The organism is Stenotrophomonas sp. 86428_Sma (assembly GCF_056481585.1).
The window spans coordinates 1,461,405-1,477,814 of the sequence record NZ_CM151156.1 but is presented as its reverse complement, the minus strand read 5'-3'; the positions used below and the strand labels follow the sequence as shown (position 1 = coordinate 1,477,814).

General features: G+C 67.3%; 18 protein-coding genes. 16 read left to right on the top strand and 2 right to left on the bottom strand.

All coding sequences use genetic code 11. From position 1 onward, the window contains the following. Positions 1-79: 79 nt before the first annotated feature. Positions 80-1,495, top strand: a complete 1,416-nt coding sequence (locus tag ACZK3J_RS06745) for a GGDEF domain-containing protein (protein ID WP_032127652.1) — start codon at positions 80-82, stop codon at positions 1,493-1,495. Positions 1,496-1,590: 95 nt separating this feature from the next. Here ACZK3J_RS06745 and ACZK3J_RS06740 read toward each other — a convergent pair whose 3' ends face one another. Continuing rightward, on the bottom strand, positions 1,591-2,808 hold the full coding sequence (locus ACZK3J_RS06740; protein WP_478476645.1) for an MFS transporter: 1,218 nt from the start codon (positions 2,806-2,808) through the stop codon (positions 1,591-1,593). 77 nt (positions 2,809-2,885) lie between these two features. Between ACZK3J_RS06740 and ACZK3J_RS06735 the strand changes: the two genes are divergently transcribed. The 15 genes from ACZK3J_RS06735 to map all read left to right on the top strand — a co-directional run bounded on the left by ACZK3J_RS06735 (position 2,886) and on the right by map (position 15,590). Next, the gene (locus tag ACZK3J_RS06735; protein ID WP_049399611.1) at positions 2,886-3,335 is read left to right on the top strand and encodes a winged helix-turn-helix transcriptional regulator; all 450 of its coding nucleotides are present in this window, start codon (positions 2,886-2,888) and stop codon (positions 3,333-3,335) included. 73 nt (positions 3,336-3,408) lie between these two features. After that, positions 3,409-4,536, top strand: coding sequence for a metallophosphoesterase (locus ACZK3J_RS06730; RefSeq protein ID WP_478476644.1), 1,128 nt, complete (start codon positions 3,409-3,411; stop codon positions 4,534-4,536). Positions 4,537-4,670: 134 nt separating this feature from the next. Further along, complete coding sequence (locus ACZK3J_RS06725) at positions 4,671-5,354, top strand: response regulator (protein ID WP_008265770.1); 684 nt, start codon at positions 4,671-4,673, stop codon at positions 5,352-5,354. Then, entirely contained in the window at positions 5,351-6,730 is a 1,380-nt protein-coding gene (locus tag ACZK3J_RS06720) for a sensor histidine kinase (RefSeq protein ID WP_005412674.1), read from the top strand. The genes ACZK3J_RS06725 and ACZK3J_RS06720 overlap by 4 nt, the downstream gene beginning before the upstream one ends. A 79-nt stretch (positions 6,731-6,809) precedes the next feature. Further along, positions 6,810-7,646, top strand: coding sequence for an alpha/beta hydrolase (locus tag ACZK3J_RS06715; protein ID WP_010483180.1), 837 nt, complete (start codon positions 6,810-6,812; stop codon positions 7,644-7,646). A 1-nt stretch (position 7,647) separates the two neighbouring features. After that, the gene (locus ACZK3J_RS06710; RefSeq protein ID WP_012479558.1) at positions 7,648-8,007 is read left to right on the top strand and encodes an EamA family transporter; all 360 of its coding nucleotides are present in this window, start codon (positions 7,648-7,650) and stop codon (positions 8,005-8,007) included. After that, positions 8,004-8,402, top strand: coding sequence for a DMT family transporter (locus ACZK3J_RS06705; protein ID WP_049424527.1), 399 nt, complete (start codon positions 8,004-8,006; stop codon positions 8,400-8,402). Before ACZK3J_RS06710 ends, ACZK3J_RS06705 begins: the two co-directional genes overlap by 4 nt. A 10-nt stretch (positions 8,403-8,412) precedes the next feature. Next, the gene (locus ACZK3J_RS06700; RefSeq protein WP_478476643.1) at positions 8,413-9,615 is read left to right on the top strand and encodes a DegT/DnrJ/EryC1/StrS family aminotransferase; all 1,203 of its coding nucleotides are present in this window, start codon (positions 8,413-8,415) and stop codon (positions 9,613-9,615) included. Between the two features lie 174 nt (positions 9,616-9,789). Then, the gene (locus ACZK3J_RS06695) at positions 9,790-10,506 is read left to right on the top strand and encodes an MtnX-like HAD-IB family phosphatase (RefSeq protein ID WP_478476642.1); all 717 of its coding nucleotides are present in this window, start codon (positions 9,790-9,792) and stop codon (positions 10,504-10,506) included. Positions 10,507-10,568: 62 nt separating this feature from the next. Beyond that, a complete protein-coding gene (locus ACZK3J_RS06690; protein ID WP_414577360.1) occupies positions 10,569-11,969 on the top strand; it encodes an aspartate aminotransferase family protein in 1,401 nt (466 codons plus the stop codon). Between the two features lie 28 nt (positions 11,970-11,997). Beyond that, a complete protein-coding gene (locus ACZK3J_RS06685) occupies positions 11,998-13,062 on the top strand; it encodes a GNAT family N-acetyltransferase (protein ID WP_478476641.1) in 1,065 nt (354 codons plus the stop codon). A 3-nt stretch (positions 13,063-13,065) separates the two neighbouring features. After that, the gene (locus ACZK3J_RS06680) at positions 13,066-13,950 is read left to right on the top strand and encodes a hypothetical protein (RefSeq protein WP_049462372.1); all 885 of its coding nucleotides are present in this window, start codon (positions 13,066-13,068) and stop codon (positions 13,948-13,950) included. A 206-nt stretch (positions 13,951-14,156) separates the two neighbouring features. Further along, positions 14,157-14,516, top strand: coding sequence for a bleomycin resistance protein (locus ACZK3J_RS06675; RefSeq protein WP_049462370.1), 360 nt, complete (start codon positions 14,157-14,159; stop codon positions 14,514-14,516). A gap of 68 nt (positions 14,517-14,584) precedes the next feature. Further along, positions 14,585-14,797, top strand: coding sequence for a ParD-like family protein (locus ACZK3J_RS06670; protein WP_005412680.1), 213 nt, complete (start codon positions 14,585-14,587; stop codon positions 14,795-14,797). A 10-nt stretch (positions 14,798-14,807) separates the two neighbouring features. Continuing rightward, positions 14,808-15,590 (top strand): type I methionyl aminopeptidase, encoded by a 783-nt coding sequence (map, locus tag ACZK3J_RS06665; RefSeq protein WP_197655800.1) that lies wholly within the window; start codon positions 14,808-14,810, stop codon positions 15,588-15,590. Here map and ACZK3J_RS06660 read toward each other — a convergent pair. After that, the gene (locus tag ACZK3J_RS06660) at positions 15,587-16,255 is read right to left on the bottom strand and encodes a hypothetical protein (RefSeq protein ID WP_032127534.1); all 669 of its coding nucleotides are present in this window, start codon (positions 16,253-16,255) and stop codon (positions 15,587-15,589) included. The two genes, map and ACZK3J_RS06660, sit on opposite strands and share 4 nt — an antisense overlap. Between the last annotated feature and the right edge of the window lie 155 nt (positions 16,256-16,410).

Genomic DNA, 16,410 nt, shown 5'->3' with positions numbered 1-16,410 from the left:
ACTGGCCGGCTAACCCGCCATCAACCGTATGCCGCCGCGGCCGATACCCGTGGTTTGCCGTACGCAGTCAGAGATCGACGTGGAACCACCCCAATTGGACGATGCCAGCCAGCCGCTGGCCGAGGCCTGGCAGCAGTGTCTGCTGCAGGCCGGCCCTGCCGCCACCGCGCTGCTCAGGGCCGCTGCTACCGATGCCCCACCCGCGCTGGCCCAGCGCTTTTACGAAGTACTGCTGCAGGACACCCGTGCGCGCCGTTTCCTGTCCCACGACCAGGTCAAGCAGCGCCTGCAGCCGGCCATGCAGCGCTGGCTGGCGCAGCTGCTGACCACTGATGCCAGCGGCATCGCCAACACCGTGGCCTCGCAGCGGATCATCGGCGACGTGCACGCCCGCGTCGGCATTCCGGTCGACCTGGTTACCCGCGGTGCGCGCGTGCTCAAGCACGAACTGTTCGTGCGCCTGCGCGACGATGCACCGGACAGCGACACCGCATTTGCCGCCATCGACTGCCTCAGCGCGATCATGGACATCGCCATGGAAGGCATGACCCTGGCCTACACCCACGCGCGCGAGCGCTCCACCCGTGCCGACGCCGCCTACCGGCTGTTCTCGCTGGTACAGAACGTCGGTACCGAACGCGAGCGCCAGCGCGCACTGCTGCTGGACTGGGAAAACGCCCTGCTCTACGCGTTGGCCGGCCACGTGCAGGCCAGCGACAACGCCAGCCTGGCCACCTCGGAGTTCGGCCTGTGGTTCACCCACAAGGGCATCCCCAGCTTCGGCGAAAGCAGCGAAACGCAGCAGGTGGGCCAGTTGATGGCCCGCATTGATGGCCACCTGCAGCGCGCGAGCGGCGATGCTCCGGCGCAGCGACTGGCGGTGCTGCCGGCCATCCGCGAGGACCTGGCCGCCATCCGCACCCTGATGACACTGCTGTTCGAGCGCATCGGCGAACTGGATGCCGGCAGCGACGCGCTGACCAACCTGCTCAACCGTCGCTTCCTGCCCACCGTGCTGCGCCGGGAAATCGAGCTGGCCACACGCAACCGCACACCATTCTCGCTGCTGCTGCTCGACCTGGATCACTTCAAGGCGATCAACGATGGCCACGGCCACGATGCCGGCGACCGCGCGTTGCAGCACGTCGCCGGCCTGCTCGGCCAGCTCACGCGCGGCAGCGACTACCTGTTCCGCTATGGCGGCGAAGAATTCGTGGTGGTACTGGTGGCTGCCAGCGAATCGCAGGCGACCGTGATCGCCGAGAGCCTGCGGCGGCAGATCGCACAGTCGCCGGTGGCACTGGCCAACGGCCAGGTGCTGGCACTGACCGCCAGCATCGGCGTGGCCGGCCACGACGGCCATCCGGACTACGAGCGGCTGATGGCCCGTGCCGACGCGGCAATGTACGAGGCCAAGCGCAGCGGCCGCAACCGCGTGGTGGTGGCCAGTGCGGACCTGCAGGAAGCGCCGGGACGGCGCGCACTGCAGCGATGACGGCAGGACAGGTAGAGTCGACCGCGGGTCGACTATCGCGCGCACCGCGGGGTTTTTCGCACGCAGGGCGAAGAGCAGTCGACTGACAGTCGACTCTACTGACAGCCGGCACTACCGATACGGCCGCCGGCCGCTGCTTTCACCGCCACCACCCGCCACGCTGCCCACCAGAGCAGCGCCAGCAACGCGATGCCCGCCCCCAACAGGCATACCGCCGGCCAGCCATGGCGCGCCTGCATCCACGGCCCGGCCGCTGCACCGGCACCACTGCCCACCGCATAGAACAGCATGTACAAAGCCACCAGGCGTCCATGCTGTTCAGCCGGCGCGCGCAGCAGCGATGCCTGGTTTGATACGTGCAGTGCCTGTCCACCCAGGTCGAGCACAATCACGCCCAACAGCAGCAACGACAGCGACTGCGGCAGGCCCAGCAAGGGCCACCACGCAACCAGCATCAACAACAGCGCACCGACGCTGACCGGATGCGCGAAACCACGGTCCATCCAGTGCCCTACCCGCGCCGCCAGCAGCGCACCGATCACCCCGGCCAGGCCCAGTGCACCGATGGCGGCGGTCGACCAATGCAGCGGTGGCGCCGAGAGCGGCAAGGGTGCCGCCGCCCAGAACACATTGAGGCCGGCAAACAGCAGCAGTGCCAGCGGCCCACGCTCGCGCAGCGTTCGATCGCGGCGCAGCATGCCCAGCATCGAGCCCAGCAGCTCGCGCCAGCGTGGGGGAACCGACGGCACCGGTACTGCGGGCAGGCGCCGCCACAGCAGCGCCGCCAACCCCGCCATCACCATCGCTGACAACAGGTAGACCATCTGCCAGCCAAAGGCCGCCGCCACCGTACCGGACACCACGCGCGCCAGCAGCAGGCCGATGAACACGCCGCCCTGCACCACACCGACCACGCGACCTCGCTGCTCGGGCGGTGCCAGCATGGCGGTATAGGCGATCAGGCCCTGGGTCAGCGCCGTGCCCAGCAAGCCGGCCAGCAGCATGCCCGACAACAGCCAGCCCGCCGTGCGTGACGCTGCCAGCCACAGCAGCGCCAGCACCAATGCGATCAACTGCAGCCGCAGCAGGCGTCGCCGGTCACCACGGTCCGCCAGCGGCAGCAGGCCAAGCAACGCCAGCACGCTACCGGCCTGGGTAGCAGCCAGCACCGCGCCAGCCACGGCCCGGTCCAGCGCAAAGGCGCGTGCAAGCTGATCCAGCAGCGGCTGCGCGTAATAGACGTTGGCAACGCTGGCACCTGCGGCAACCGCGAGCAGGACCAGCAGCGGGCGGGGAAGCGATATGGCACTCATGATGTGGTTGCAATTTGAAACTTGATGCAGACTACTGCCATTGGTTTTAAACTGCAACCACATCAGAGAGGTCCACCATGCACGCCGACAGCCCCTGCCCCGTCGCCCGCAGCGCCGATCTGCTCGGTGACCGTTGGGCGCTGCTGGTCATCCGTGATGCCTTCGATGGCGTCACCCGTTTCGGTGATTTCCAGCGCAGCCTCGGCGCGGCCCGCAACATCCTCAGCGACCGCCTGCGCCGGCTGGTAGAGGCCGGCGTCCTGCAGCTGCAGCCGGCCTCCGATGGATCGGCCTACCAGGAATACGTGCTCACCGCCGCTGGCCAGGAACTGTTCCCGCTGCTGGTCGCGCTGCGCCAATGGGGTGAACGCCATCGCTTCGAGGCCGGTGAAGCCCATTCACAGCTGATCGAATCGGCGACGCGGCGGCCGCTGCCCTACATGCAGCCGCGCGGGCGCGACGGCCAGCCACTTCAGCCCACCGCCACCCGCGTGCGCAAGCTCAGGGACGGCGGGCGCGACACCTGATCCGCCCATTCGCGCACACCGACGAACACCCGCGCCGGTTAGCATCGGGTCTTTCCGCCACTGGATGCCGCCGATGTCGCGCGATCGCCCTTCCCTGCTGACCACCCTGCTGTTGCCGCTGCTGGCCTGCGCCACAGCAACCACGCAGGCCCGCGAGGTTGCCGCGCCCGCCGACCACGTGCAGGCCGATGGCCCCTATGTGTTCCGCCAGGGCGACCAGCTGCAGGCCAAATGGATCTGCGACGACAAGGTCGAGTCGCACACGCTTGCCACGCAGGCCGCAGGTGCCGACATCGCCCCGCGCTGCGGCTACGAGCACACGGTGCACGTGGCTGCCCCGAATGCGCCTTCGGTTTCCGTGCTGCCGGCCGTGCCGCGCATCGTTGCGCTGTCCGACATCCATGGCCAGTACGGGTTGCTGGTGCGCCTGCTGCGCGCCCACCAGGTCATCGATGCCCAGGATCGCTGGGCGCTGGGCAAGGACACGCTGGTCATCGCCGGCGATGTGTTCGACCGTGGCCCGCAGGTGACCGAGGCCTTCTGGCTGCTGTATGGCCTGCAGCAGCAGGCGGCCGCCGCCGGCGGCGCGGTGCACTTCGTGCTCGGCAACCACGAAACCATGGTGCTGTACGACGACCTGCGCTACGTCAACCCGAAGTACCTGCGCAGCGCGCAGCTGCTCGGCCGCAGCTACCCGCAGCTGTACGGTGCCGATTCGGTGATCGGGCAGTGGCTGCGCACCCGCCCGGTGCTGCTGAAGATCGGCGACACCCTGTTCCTGCACGGCGGTATTTCGCCCGAGGCAGTGCAGCTGGCGCTGGACCCGGCGCGCACCAATGCGGCCTACCAGGCGTCACTGGGCCTGCCCAAGGCCGAAGTAAAGGCCGACCCGGCCACCGCACCGCTGTATGACGGCAAGACCAGCCCGATCTGGTACCGCGGCTACTTTGATGGCCGCCTCGACACCGCGGGGGTGCAGACCGTACTCGACCGCCTGCAGCTCAAACGCATCGTGGTCGGCCACACCTCGATGCCACACGTCAGCAGCTTCCATGGCGACCGCGTGATCGCCATCGACAGCAGCATCAAGAACGGCGAGAACGGCGAACTGCTGTTCATCGAAAATGGCAGGCTCAGCCGTGGCCTGCTGGATGGCTCGCGGGTGCCGTTGGCGCCGGGTGAGCCGGGCCTGCAGGACTGAATGAAGGGACAGCGCGACGGCACCGGGCGGCGGCGGCGCGCTCCACCTTCACCCAGTTTGCGGCTACCCTCGGCAGCCGAGAGAGGCCCACCCCGTCCATCCGGTGGGCCTGACCGTTACAGGAGCCCCCGCGCATGCGCGTTCTGATTGCTGAAGACGACCCGGATATCGCCTCCGGCCTGTGCGCCTCGCTGCGCCGGCAGGGGCACGTGGTTGACCACGTCGACAACGGCGCGCACGCCGACGCGGCACTGGGCTCGACCCAGTACGCATTGCTGGTGCTGGACCTGGGCCTGCCTCAGCTGGATGGCCGCGATGTGCTGCAGCGCCTGCGTCAGCGCGGCGATGGCCTGGCGGTGCTGGTGGTGACCGCCCGCGACGGCCTGGCCGAACGCGTGCGCGTGCTCGACCTGGGCGCCGACGATTACCTGGTCAAGCCGTTCGCGCTGGACGAATTCGAAGCGCGCGTGCGCGCACAGCTGCGCCGCGTGACCAGCAATGGCAACCCGGACCTGCGCATCGGACGCCTGCGCCTGGACCTGGCCGGGCACCGGGTGTGGATCGACGACCAGTCGCTGGAACTGACCGCGCGCGAGTTCGGCCTGCTGTCGGCTCTGGCAGTCCGCGCCGAGCGCATCGTGTCGCGCGCGCAGCTGGTGGAGGCGCTGTGCGACTGGGGCCAGGACCTTACCGACAACGGCCTGGACATCGCCCTGCACCGCCTGCGCCGCAAGCTGCAGCCCGGCGGAATGGGCATCCGCACCGTGCGCGGGCTGGGCTACATGCTGGAAGACGCGCAGGACGACAGCGCCCCGTGATCAGTGGACCACCCAGCCTGCGCCGGCGCCTGCTCGCCTTCCTGGCGTTGCCGATGCTGGGCCTGCTCACCTTCAACACGATCCTGGCCTACTACGTTGCGCTGGACTATTCCAACCGCATCCACGACCGCAACCTGATCGACGACACGCATTCGTTCGCGCAGATGCTGAGCACCATGCCGGTGACCAGCGACCTGTCTCCGCAGGCGCGCTTCCTGATCGAGTACGACCCCGACGGCCATCGCTACTTCAACGTCGACAGCAGCCGCATGGGTACGCTCAGCGGCAATGCAGACTTCAGCCCGTACGCCCCTTCGCAGGACTGCACCGGTGTGCATCCGGCGCTGTACGACGGCAACCTCAATGGCCAGCAGGTGCGCATGGCCACCGTCTGCACGCAGGCGATGAACGATCCGCAGGACCAGCTGGCGGTGACCGTGGCCGAGAGCATGGCCGACCGCCGGCAGCGTGCGCGCGAGATCCTGATGATCATCATCCCGCTGATGACCATGCTGGCGCTGGGTACCGCAGCGCTGGTCTGGTTCGGCGTGACCTATGGCCTGCGCATCCTGACCCCGCTGAGGACCCGCCTGGCCCAGCGCCGCGGCGAACTGGCGCCGATCTCCGATGCCGACGTGCCCGAGGAGATCCAGCCACTGATCAGCACCATCGATGATCTGTTTGCCCGCCAGGCGGAAATGATCACCCTGCAGAACCGTTTCATCGCTGATGCCGCGCACCAGCTGCGTTCGCCGCTGGCGGGCATGGCCCTGCATGTGGACCAGGCACTGGCACATGGCGACCCCGATACAGTGCGCGAGGCGCTGCAGCACATCCGCCGGCTCAACCAGCGCACCGCCCGGGTCAGCACCCAGCTGCTGGCACTGAGCCGGGCGCAGACCGTGCCCGATACCGTGGAGGCACTGGACCTGTGCGAGCTGGTACCGCAGTGGGTCGGCATGCGCGTACCGGAGGCGATCCGCGATGGCATCGATCTGGGCTACCGCGGCAGTCCCCATCCGCTGCGTGTACTCGGCAACGGCGCCATGCTGCAGGAAGCGCTGGACAACCTGATCGACAACGCCCTGCGTTATGCCGGCCGCAATGCAACCGTCACGGTGGGCGTGCACGCGCTGGACGACAATGATGTCGAACTGTATGTGGAAGACAACGGCCCTGGCGTGCCCGACGACGTGATGCCACGGCTGGGCGAGCGCTTCTTCCGGGCGCCGGGCACCGCTGCCAGCGGCACCGGCCTCGGCCTGGCTATCGCGCACGAGGCGGTGGAGCACTTCGGCGGCCGCCTGAGCTTCCTGAACCGCCCAGGTGGCGGACTGAAGGTCGCCATCACGCTGCCGCTGCTGAAGGCGCCCTGACCCGGCCCGGGGCGCTGAAAGGCTGGCGAAAATCGCGCTTGCGATCCTGCCATCCCCACTGCCGTCCCGGAGCCGCCAGGTGACCGAATCGCACGACTTCTTCCTCCCCGGTGGCCCACAGGGCGTGCTGCTGGTCCATGGCCTGACCGGCACCCCGGCGGAAATGCGCATGCTGGGCAAAGGGCTGAACAACGCCGGTTTCACCGTGCACGGTGTGCAGCTGCCCGGCCATTGCGGCAGCGTGGATGACCTGCTGGCGACCACCTGGGAACAGTGGTACCAGGGCGTGGAAGATGCGGCGGCAACCCTGCGCGGCAAGGTCGACCAGCTGTTCGTCGGCGGCCTGTCGATGGGCGCGGTGCTGTCGCTGGCACTGGCTGCACGTCGCCCCGAGTGGGTGTCCGGGGTTGGCGTGTACGGCGCCACCTTCCGCTATGACGGCTGGAACATCCCCGCCGTGGCCCGCTTCTCGTTCCTGCTGCCGTGGTTCAAGCGCTTCAACATCGGCCGCGACCGCATGTTCATGGAAGAACCGCCGTACGGCCTGCGTGACGAGCGCCTGCGTGCGCAGGTCAGCGCCGCCATGCTGTCCGGCGACAGCGCCGCCGCCGGCCTGCCGGGCAACCCCTGGCACGCCCTGGCCGAAATGCGCGCCCTGAGCAACTGGACCCGCCGCCACCTGCACCAGGTCACCGCGCCGTGCCTGGTGATGCACGCCCGCGAGGACGACGTGGCCAGCATGGGCAACGCCGAGCTGGTGATGTCGCGGGTCAGCGGCCCGAAGGAACTGGTGGTGCTGGAAGACAGTTACCACATGATCACCATCGACCGCGAACGCCGCGATGTGATCCGCCGCAGCGCGCGCTTCTTCACCGAAATCGGTGAACGCACTGGCGTGCTCAAGGCGGTGGCCTGACATGGGGGCACTTGCCACGCTGCTGTGGCTGGCCAATGTCGTGCTCGATACCGGTGGCCAGCTCGCCTTCAAGGCCGCCGCCAGCGACCCGCAGGAGGGCGAAGGACTGCAGCGCTGGAAACACATGCTCAGCCGTCCCTGGCTGTGGATCGGCATCGCCTGCTACGTGCTTGAGTTCGTCGCCTGGATCGCGTTCCTGTCGCTGGTGCCGCTGTCCAAGGGCGTGCTGCTGGGCTCGATCAACATCGTCGCGCTGATGATCGCCGGCCGTTTCCTGTTCCGCGAGAAACTCACGCCGCTGCGGGTGACCGGCATGCTGCTGGTCACCGCCGGCGTAGCCGTGGTGGGGGCCGGCTCATGAGGCGCCTGTATGTGATCGGCTTCCCGCTGCTGATGGCTTTCGACACGCTGGCCCAGCTGTGCTTCAAGTACGCCGGTGACGCCGCGTTGCCGGTCGAGGCCAACACCGCCTGGCTGCTGCGCGTGCTGTCGCAGCCGTGGGTTTACGGCGCCATCCTCGGCTACGTGGGTGCATTCTTCACCTGGATGAGCCTGCTGCGCCATGCGCCGATCGGTCCCGCCTTTGCTGCCTCGCACCTGGAAGTGATCAGCGTGCTGCTGCTGTCGGCGTGGCTGTTGAACGAGCCGCTGACCCTCCACCATCTGCTCGGTGCGGTACTGATCGTGGCCGGCATCGTCTGCCTCGGCCGCGCCGAGGCGGACGACCCGCACAGCCCTGCCGAAACCACGACGTGAGCGCGCTGCGATGAGCCTGTTCGCGCGCGAACTGCCACCAACCGCCGGCCTGCCGATGCAGGCCAGCGATTTCCTTCCCGGTGGCGGCGACCTGCGTGACATCCTGGCCAGCCAACTCGGCACACCGCCGCTGCAGCTGACCTGTTCCGGCACGCACGCGCTGCTGATCGCCCTGCGCACGCTGCGCAAGCGTGCGCCAAAGCGCGACACCGTGATCATGCCGGCCTATAGCTGCCCGCTGGTGCCGATCGCGGTGCACAGCCTGGGCCTGCGCGTGCAGTTGTGCGATACCCGGCGCGGTCATTTCGACTTCGACCCCGGCCAGCTCAAGCGGCTGGCCGATGCGCGCACGCTGGCGATCCTGCCCACCCACCTGGGCGGGCGCATTGCCGATGTCGAGCTGGCCTGCGAAGTCGCCCGCAACGCCAGCACCTGGGTGATCGAAGATGCCGCGCAGGCACTCGGCGCACGGGTCGGCAACAGCAGTGTCGGCATGCGCGGCGATATCGGATTCTTCAGCCTGGCCGCCGGCAAGGGCCTGAGCCTGCATGAAGGCGGCCTGCTGGTCAGCCGCGATGACGAACTGCGTGCTGCGCTGGCCGAACATGCCGTCCAGCACGTTCGCTCCAGCCTGCGCTGGGAGCTGCTGCGGAGCGTGCAGTTGCTGGGCCTTGCTGCCTGCTATCGCCCTTCGCTGCTGTCACTGGTGTATGGCAATCCACTGCGCAATGCGCTTCAGCGTGGCGATCTGGAAGATGCGGTCGGTGACATTTTCCCGCTGGATATCCCGCAGCACCGGGTCAGCCAGTGGCGGCAGAACATCGGCGCGCATGCCGCGCGGCGCTTGCCGGCATTCCTTCAGGCCGGTCGGCTGCGTGCGTTGCAGCTGCGGGTGCAGCTGGCACAGCTGCCTGCCGTTGAGGTGGTCGATGGGCTGGCCGGTAGCGGTGGCACCTGGCCACTGTTGATGCTGCTGCTGCCCAGCCAACGCGCCCGCGATGCAGTACTGAAGGACTTGTGGCCACGCGGGCTTGGCGCCAGCCGCATGTTCATCCATGCCCTGCCCGGCTATGCCTACCTGCGCGGCATCGTGCCGCAGGACGACATGCCCAACGCACGCGACTTCGCCGCACGCATGCTGACCCTCGGCAACAGCGCCTGGCAGACCCGTGAAGAGACCGCCGAAATACTGCGGGCACTGGCCCGCGCGTGACCCCAGGACGCACGGATGGAGTGCGCCCCACGCATTCATCCATGCACCTTCCTGAACGCTTTCCGCGCCCTGCAATGCAGGCTTTCAACAGGAAAGGAACGAGAAAGGCTGCCTACCTACATTGAGCCTGGCCCGGCATCGCGCCGGACGTTCCTTTCATCGACGGACCTGCCCATGCACTGGAGCATCCTGTGTGACTTCGACGGCACCATCAGCCTCGAAGATGTCATCGACTCGCTGCTGGAGAAATACGGCCAGCTGGGCTGGCAGGAACTGGAAGACCAGTGGAAGGCGGGAAAGATCGGCTCGCGCGAATGCATGCAGGGCCAGGTCAGGCTGCTGAAACTGGACCCGGCCACGCTCGACGCCCACCTGGACCAGGTGCAGATCGATCCGGGCTTTGCCGCCTTTGTCAGCCGTGCCGAACAGCTGGGCGTGCCGCTGCGCATCGTCAGTGACGGCCTGGACCATGCGATCCACCGCATCCTCGCCAACCACGGCCTGTCGCGACTGCCGGTGGTGGCCAACCACCTGCGCTGGTGCGATGACCACTGGGAACTGGAATCGCCCTACCAGGCCGAAGGCTGCCGCAGCGGCACCTGCAAGTGCACCTGCGCTGCGCAGGCGCGCGCCAACGAAGCACCGCGTGTGCTGATGATCGGCGATGGCAGTTCGGATTTCTGCGTCTCCGAAGATGCCGACTTCGTGTTCGCCAAGCGTCGCCTGATCACCCATTGCACCCATGCCGGCATCGAGCATGCCGCCATCGATACCTTCCACGATGCAATCGCACTGCTGCCGCACTTGCTCGATGGCAGCCTGCTGCAGCCACGTCGTATCGACGCCAGCCCGCAGCCCGCCGTACTGCCCCTGCTGCTGGCCACCGCCTGAGCACTCCCTTCCAAGCACGCCCCCGCTACCTCTTTCGAACGTCCTTCACGGAACCGAACTGCATGAACATTTTTGACAAGAACGCCGACGCCGCCGCCTCCGACGCGCAGCTGCTAGCCGACGAAGCCCGTTACAGCTCCTTCGGCGATACCGTCCACTACGTCGACCCGCCGAAGATCTTCCAGCGCGGCGAAGGCAGCTACATGTTCGACGGTGCGGGCGTGCCCTACCTCGACCTGCAGATGTGGTACTCGGCCTGCAACTTCGGCTACAGCAACAAGCGTCTGAACGATGCGCTGAAGGACCAGATCGACACCCTGCCGCAGGTCGCCAGCCAGTACCTGCACCCGACCCGCGTGCAGCTGGCCAAGACCATTGCCGTGGACATGCACGAGAAGTTCGGCCTCGACGGCCGCGTGCACTTCAACGTCGGCGGCGCGCAGGCCATTGAAGACTCGCTGAAGATCGTGCGCAACGCGCGCGGCGGCAAGAGCCTGATGTTTGCCTTCGAAGGCGGCTACCACGGCCGTACCCTGGGTGCGTCGTCGATCACCTCCAGCTACCGCTACCGCCGCCGCTACGGCCACTTCGGCGAGCGCGCGATGTTCATTCCGTTCCCGTACCCCTTCCGTCGCCCGAAGGGCATGACCCCGGACGAGTACTCCGACCACTGCGTGTGGCAGTTCGAGCGCCTGTTCGAAAGCGAATACAACGGCGTGTGGGATCCCAAGGTCGGTCAGGCGGAGTACGCCGCATTCTATGTCGAACCGATCCAGGGCACCGGCGGCTACGTCATCCCGCCGCGCAACTTCTTCACCGGCCTCAAGCGCGTGCTGGACAAGTACGGCATCCTGATGGTCGTCGATGAAATCCAGATGGGCTTCTGGCGCACCGGCAAGCTGTGGGCCATCGAGCACTTCGGCGTGACCCCGGACGTGCTGGTGTTCGGCAAGGCGCTGACCAACGGCCTGAACCCGCTGTCGGGCCTGTGGGCGCGCGAAGAGCTGATCAACCCGACCGTGTTCCCGCCGGGCTCCACCCACTCCACCTTCAACTCCAACCCGCTGGGCACCCGCCTGGGCCTGGAAGTGCTGAAGCTGGGCAAGGAAATGGATTACGAGCGCACCGTGCCGGAAAAGGGCGCGTACTTCCTCGATGGCCTGCGTAGCCTGCAGAAGCGCCACCCGGAAATCGGCGACGTCGACGGCCTGGGCCTGGCCCTGCGCGCGGAAATCTGCCAGACCGACGGCTACACCCCGAACAAGGAACTGCTGGACCGCATGGTCGACATCGGTCTGGCCGGTGACCTGCTGCACGACGGCAAGCGCATGGGCCTCGTGCTCGACGTGGGTGGCTGGTACAAGAACGTGATCACCTTCGCGCCGTCGCTGGACATCAGCTACGAAGAAATCGACCTGGCGATCACCCTGCTCGACCAGGCGCTGACCAAGGCCAAGGGCTGAGGTCGATGCGCTGCCGGTTCCCGTGCCGATGGAAATGACGTCACGCGCATCCAGCACCGCGCTGGAACCGGCCGCGCTGCTGGAGGGCTTCCTGGCCCACCCGCCACTCGGATTCGAGGCAGGCCGCCTTCCCAGCGGCCTGCCGACCTTCCGTGCGCCGCTGGACCTGACCACCACGATGGATGACGACCTGCGCGGCAAGCTGCTTGGCCTGCCGCTGTCGCGCCTGTGGCGGCCCTGGATCACCTGGAAGACCCGCTTCGTCGGCGCCACCAGCACCGAGTACACCCCGCTGCCCGCGCACGTCGCACCAGAGGCATTGGCCGAGGACGTGACGCGTCACGCGATCGGCGATACGCGCCTTCTGGTGGTCAAGGACCTGGCGATCGATTCGCCGCTGCTGGACGACGCGGCCAACGCACACAGCGGTGCCTTCCTGCAGGCATTGCTGGCACGCGGCTTCGTCGAACTGGAAGGCATGCCGCTGGCCTGGGTGGCGATCGATTTCGATTCGATCGATGGCTATCTCGGCCGCCTGTCGTCTTCGCGCCGCAAGAACATCCGGCGCAAGCTGCGCTCGCGCGACGACCTGCAGATCGACTGCATCGCCACCGGCGATCCGGCCCTGGCCGACCCGCAGCTGCAGGCCGAACTGTATGCCTTGTACCTGGGCGTGTACGCGCAGAGCGCGGTGCATTTCGACCAGCTCGACCTGCCTTACTTCCAGCAGCTTCTGGCCGACAGCCAGGGCCAGGGACGGATGTTCCTGTACCGCCACCAGGGCCAGCTGATCGGCTGGAACCTGTGTTACGTGCATGCGGGCAAGCTGGTGGACAAGTACATCGGCCTGGCCTATCCGCAGTCCCGCGAGCACAACCTGTACGCGGTGAGCTGGATGCACAACCTCGAATACGCGCTGCAGCACAGCCTGAGCCACTACGTGGCCGGCTGGACCGATTCGCGGATCAAGGCCGAACTGGGTGCCAGCTTCACCTCCACCCGGCATGCGATCCACGCCCGTTCCCCGCTGCTGCGTGCAGCCCTGCGCAGGCTGGCCCCGTACCTGCAGGGCGAACCGGACGGAGGCGGCTGAGCGATGCCATTGCGTTCCCCGCTGATCCTGGACCTGGACGGTGGCGTGCTACCGCTGCCAGAGGCGCAGACCCTGGCCCTGCCGCAATGGCACGATCCACTGCGCTTCGCCTGCCGCAATGCCACCCTGAACCGTTTCGCCACTGAAGTGCTGGCACCGTTGCCGGCCCAGCTCGGCACGGTAATGCTCGGCAGTGGCGACTTCCACCACCTCAGCCTGCCGCTGCTGCAGCGCATGCGCACGCAGGCGCCGTTCCAGCTGGTGGTGCTGGACAACCATCCGGACAACATGCGCTTCCCGCTCGGCATGCACTGCGGGTCGTGGGTGAACGCCGCCAGCAAGCTGCCGCAGATCTCGCACATCCACGTGCTCGGCATCACCTCCAGCGACATCGGCCTCGGCCATGCCTGGGAGAACCACTGGCGCCCGCTGATCGGCGGTCGCCTGACCTACTGGTGCATGGACGTGGACGTGGGCTGGGGGCATCGCCTCGGCATGGGCCACGCCTTCCGCCGTTTCGAGCATCCCGAAGCGCTGGTGGCCGCGTTCGCCGCCGAGCAGGCGAAGTCACCGCAACCAACCTACCTGTCGATCGACAAAGATGTGTTCGCCGAGGACGTCGCCCGCAGCAACTGGGACCAGGGCCGCTTCCAGCTGGAACACGCACTGGTGGTGATCGAAGCGCTGCGCGCCGGCGGCCTGGTCGGCAGTGACATCACCGGCGAAGTGTCGCTGGCCAACTACCAGAGCCGCTTCAAGCGCTGGCTGTCGTCGCTGGATGGCCAGCCTGACGTCAGCGCCGAGGATCTACCGCTATGGCAGGCGCGGCACCAGCAGGTGAACCGCGAACTGCTGGCGGCGATGGCCGCCGTGCCGACCGCCTGCTGACCGCGTCGGTAATGCCGGCCGTTGGCCAGCGTGGCTTCGGTAGTGCCGGCCGCTGGCCGGCAATGCCAACCAAGGTTGGCAACTACCAGACCCAGGCAGAGTCGGTCGTGCCGGCCGCTGGCCGGCATCCTCGTGAGCCCGGGAACAATGAGGATGCCGGCCAGCGGCCGGCACTACACTGGACGCCTGCCCCAGGAGCCCTCGCCATGGCCCAGACCGTCATCCCCCAGCTGCGCATGCGCCACGCCGACTCCACCCTGCCGTTCTACGTGCAGGGACTGGGCTTCGTGGTTGACTGGGAACACCGCTTCGAACCCGGTTTTCCGCTGTTCGCCCAGCTCACCCGCGACGGCCAGACGATCTTCCTCACCGAACACAGCGGCGACTGCGAGGTCGGCGGCGCGGTGTACTTCATCGTCGAGGACGTCGACGCCCTGCACCGCGCCTTCAGCGCCGCAGGCGTCCCCATCGAACAGCCGCCGCATGACACCGAATGGGGCAGCCGCGAGATGCTGCTGGTCGACCCCGACGGCAACCGTCTGCGCTTCGCCACCGACGCGAGCTGAACCGGGCGGCCTTGAGCCGGATATACGAAGCATATACGCTTCGTATACCCCCTCCTTCAGGACCGCCCATGGGCATCGTCAACATCGATGACACCCTGCACGACCAGCTGCGCCGTGCCTGTACCGTCTCCAGCCGCTCGATCAACGCCCAGGCCAACTTCTGGATCCGGGTCGGCATGCTGTGCGAGCTGAACCCCACGCTGAGCTTCCAGGACATCGTCGCCAGCGAGCTGCGCGCGGCCGGCGTGCAGCCCCCGTTGCTGCCGCCGGGCCAGGTCTGAGCCGATGGGCATCATCAAGCGCCCCGACGAGATCGCGCTGATGGCCGAATCCGGCCGCCTGCTGGCGGAGGTGTTCGCCGCACTCGACCAGCTGCCGCTGCAGGGCCGAAGCACCATGGAGATCAACGATTTCGTCGAACGCATGATTGTTGATGAGCTGCAGGCGAGGCCGGCCAGCAAGGGCCAGTACGGCTTCCCGTACGTGCTCAACACCTCGATCGACAACGTTGTCTGCCACGGCGTACCCAGCACCACCGACGTGCTGCGCAACGGCCAGATCGTCAACCTCGACATCACCCTGGAGAAGAACGGCTACATCGCCGACTCCAGCACCACCTACCGGGTCGGTGAGGTCGACTACACCGCGCGCAGGCTGGTGCAGACCACCTACCAGGCGATGTGGAAAGGCATTGCCGCCGTGCGTCCTGGTGCGCGCCTGGGCGACATCGGCCACGCCATCGCCCGCCACGCGCGCAGCCACGGCTACAGCGTGGTGAAGGAATACTGCGGCCACGGCATCGGCCAGGAGATGCACGAGGAACCGCAGATCCTGCACTACGGCCATCCCAACACCGGCATGGTGCTGGAAGAAGGCATGGTGTTCACCATCGAACCGATGCTCAACCAGGGCAAGCCGGCCATCCGCCAGCAGCCGGACGAATGGCCGGTGTACACCCGCGACGGCAAGCTGTCGGCACAGTTCGAGCATACGGTGGCGGTCACCCGCACCGGCGTGCGGGTACTGACCCTGCGCCCCGGCGAGACGCCGTTATGCGCGGTGGATGCCGCCTAGAGTGGCCGTTGCTGCATCCCGGCACCCTCGTGCACGGCGCGCTTCCGCGCCGTCAGGGGTTCGCGTACCCGCTGTGCCACATAGCCGACGCTGGCTGCGAGAATGAAGGTGTAACCAAGGAGTTCGGTGGTCTCCTCGATGGTGTTCTTGAACACGCGGATGTACTGGTCACCCAGCAGTCCGGTCCACAACGACGTCATGCCGATCAGACGCGAATAGAACAGCAGCAGAACCAGGCCGATCGTCATCACGGTACCCGGCCGGGATACGAGAAAACGCACCAGCGCCGGCATGGCCCGGCGCCAGTCGCGGCTGGCCCAGGCCAGTGAGCCGATGATCAGCACGGCCACCGGGTACTTCCAGAAGCCGTGTGCGATCAGGTCCAGCGCCTCATCCATTTCACGCAGGAGCATGCAGGCGAACAGCGCGGCCGCCAGAACGGCAAAGGCCCGATCATCGGCACGTCGCAATGCAAGCCGGACGAAGGCAGCCACGCTGGCGACCAGGAAGCCTTCCTGGGTCAGTTCGACCAACGACCACTCGCCGACTGCATTGCCCAGCCAATGGATGTCGAGCCAGGCCAACGCAGGCGGAAGCGCCATCATCAGGCCGAACAGGAAGGTGCGCCCCAGGTGGGACAGGAGCAGCTGTAGATTGTCTTTCATGCAACACCGATGCCGCGCCGTGGCGGTCGTACAACGAGAACACAGGCGACCGGGGGGCTGCCGAACGACGGCATGCGCGGCGGGGTCGCGACCAGGCGCGCATTATCCGCGCTGTATCCGGCCACGTGAACCGTACCGGTGGAACACATACGCAA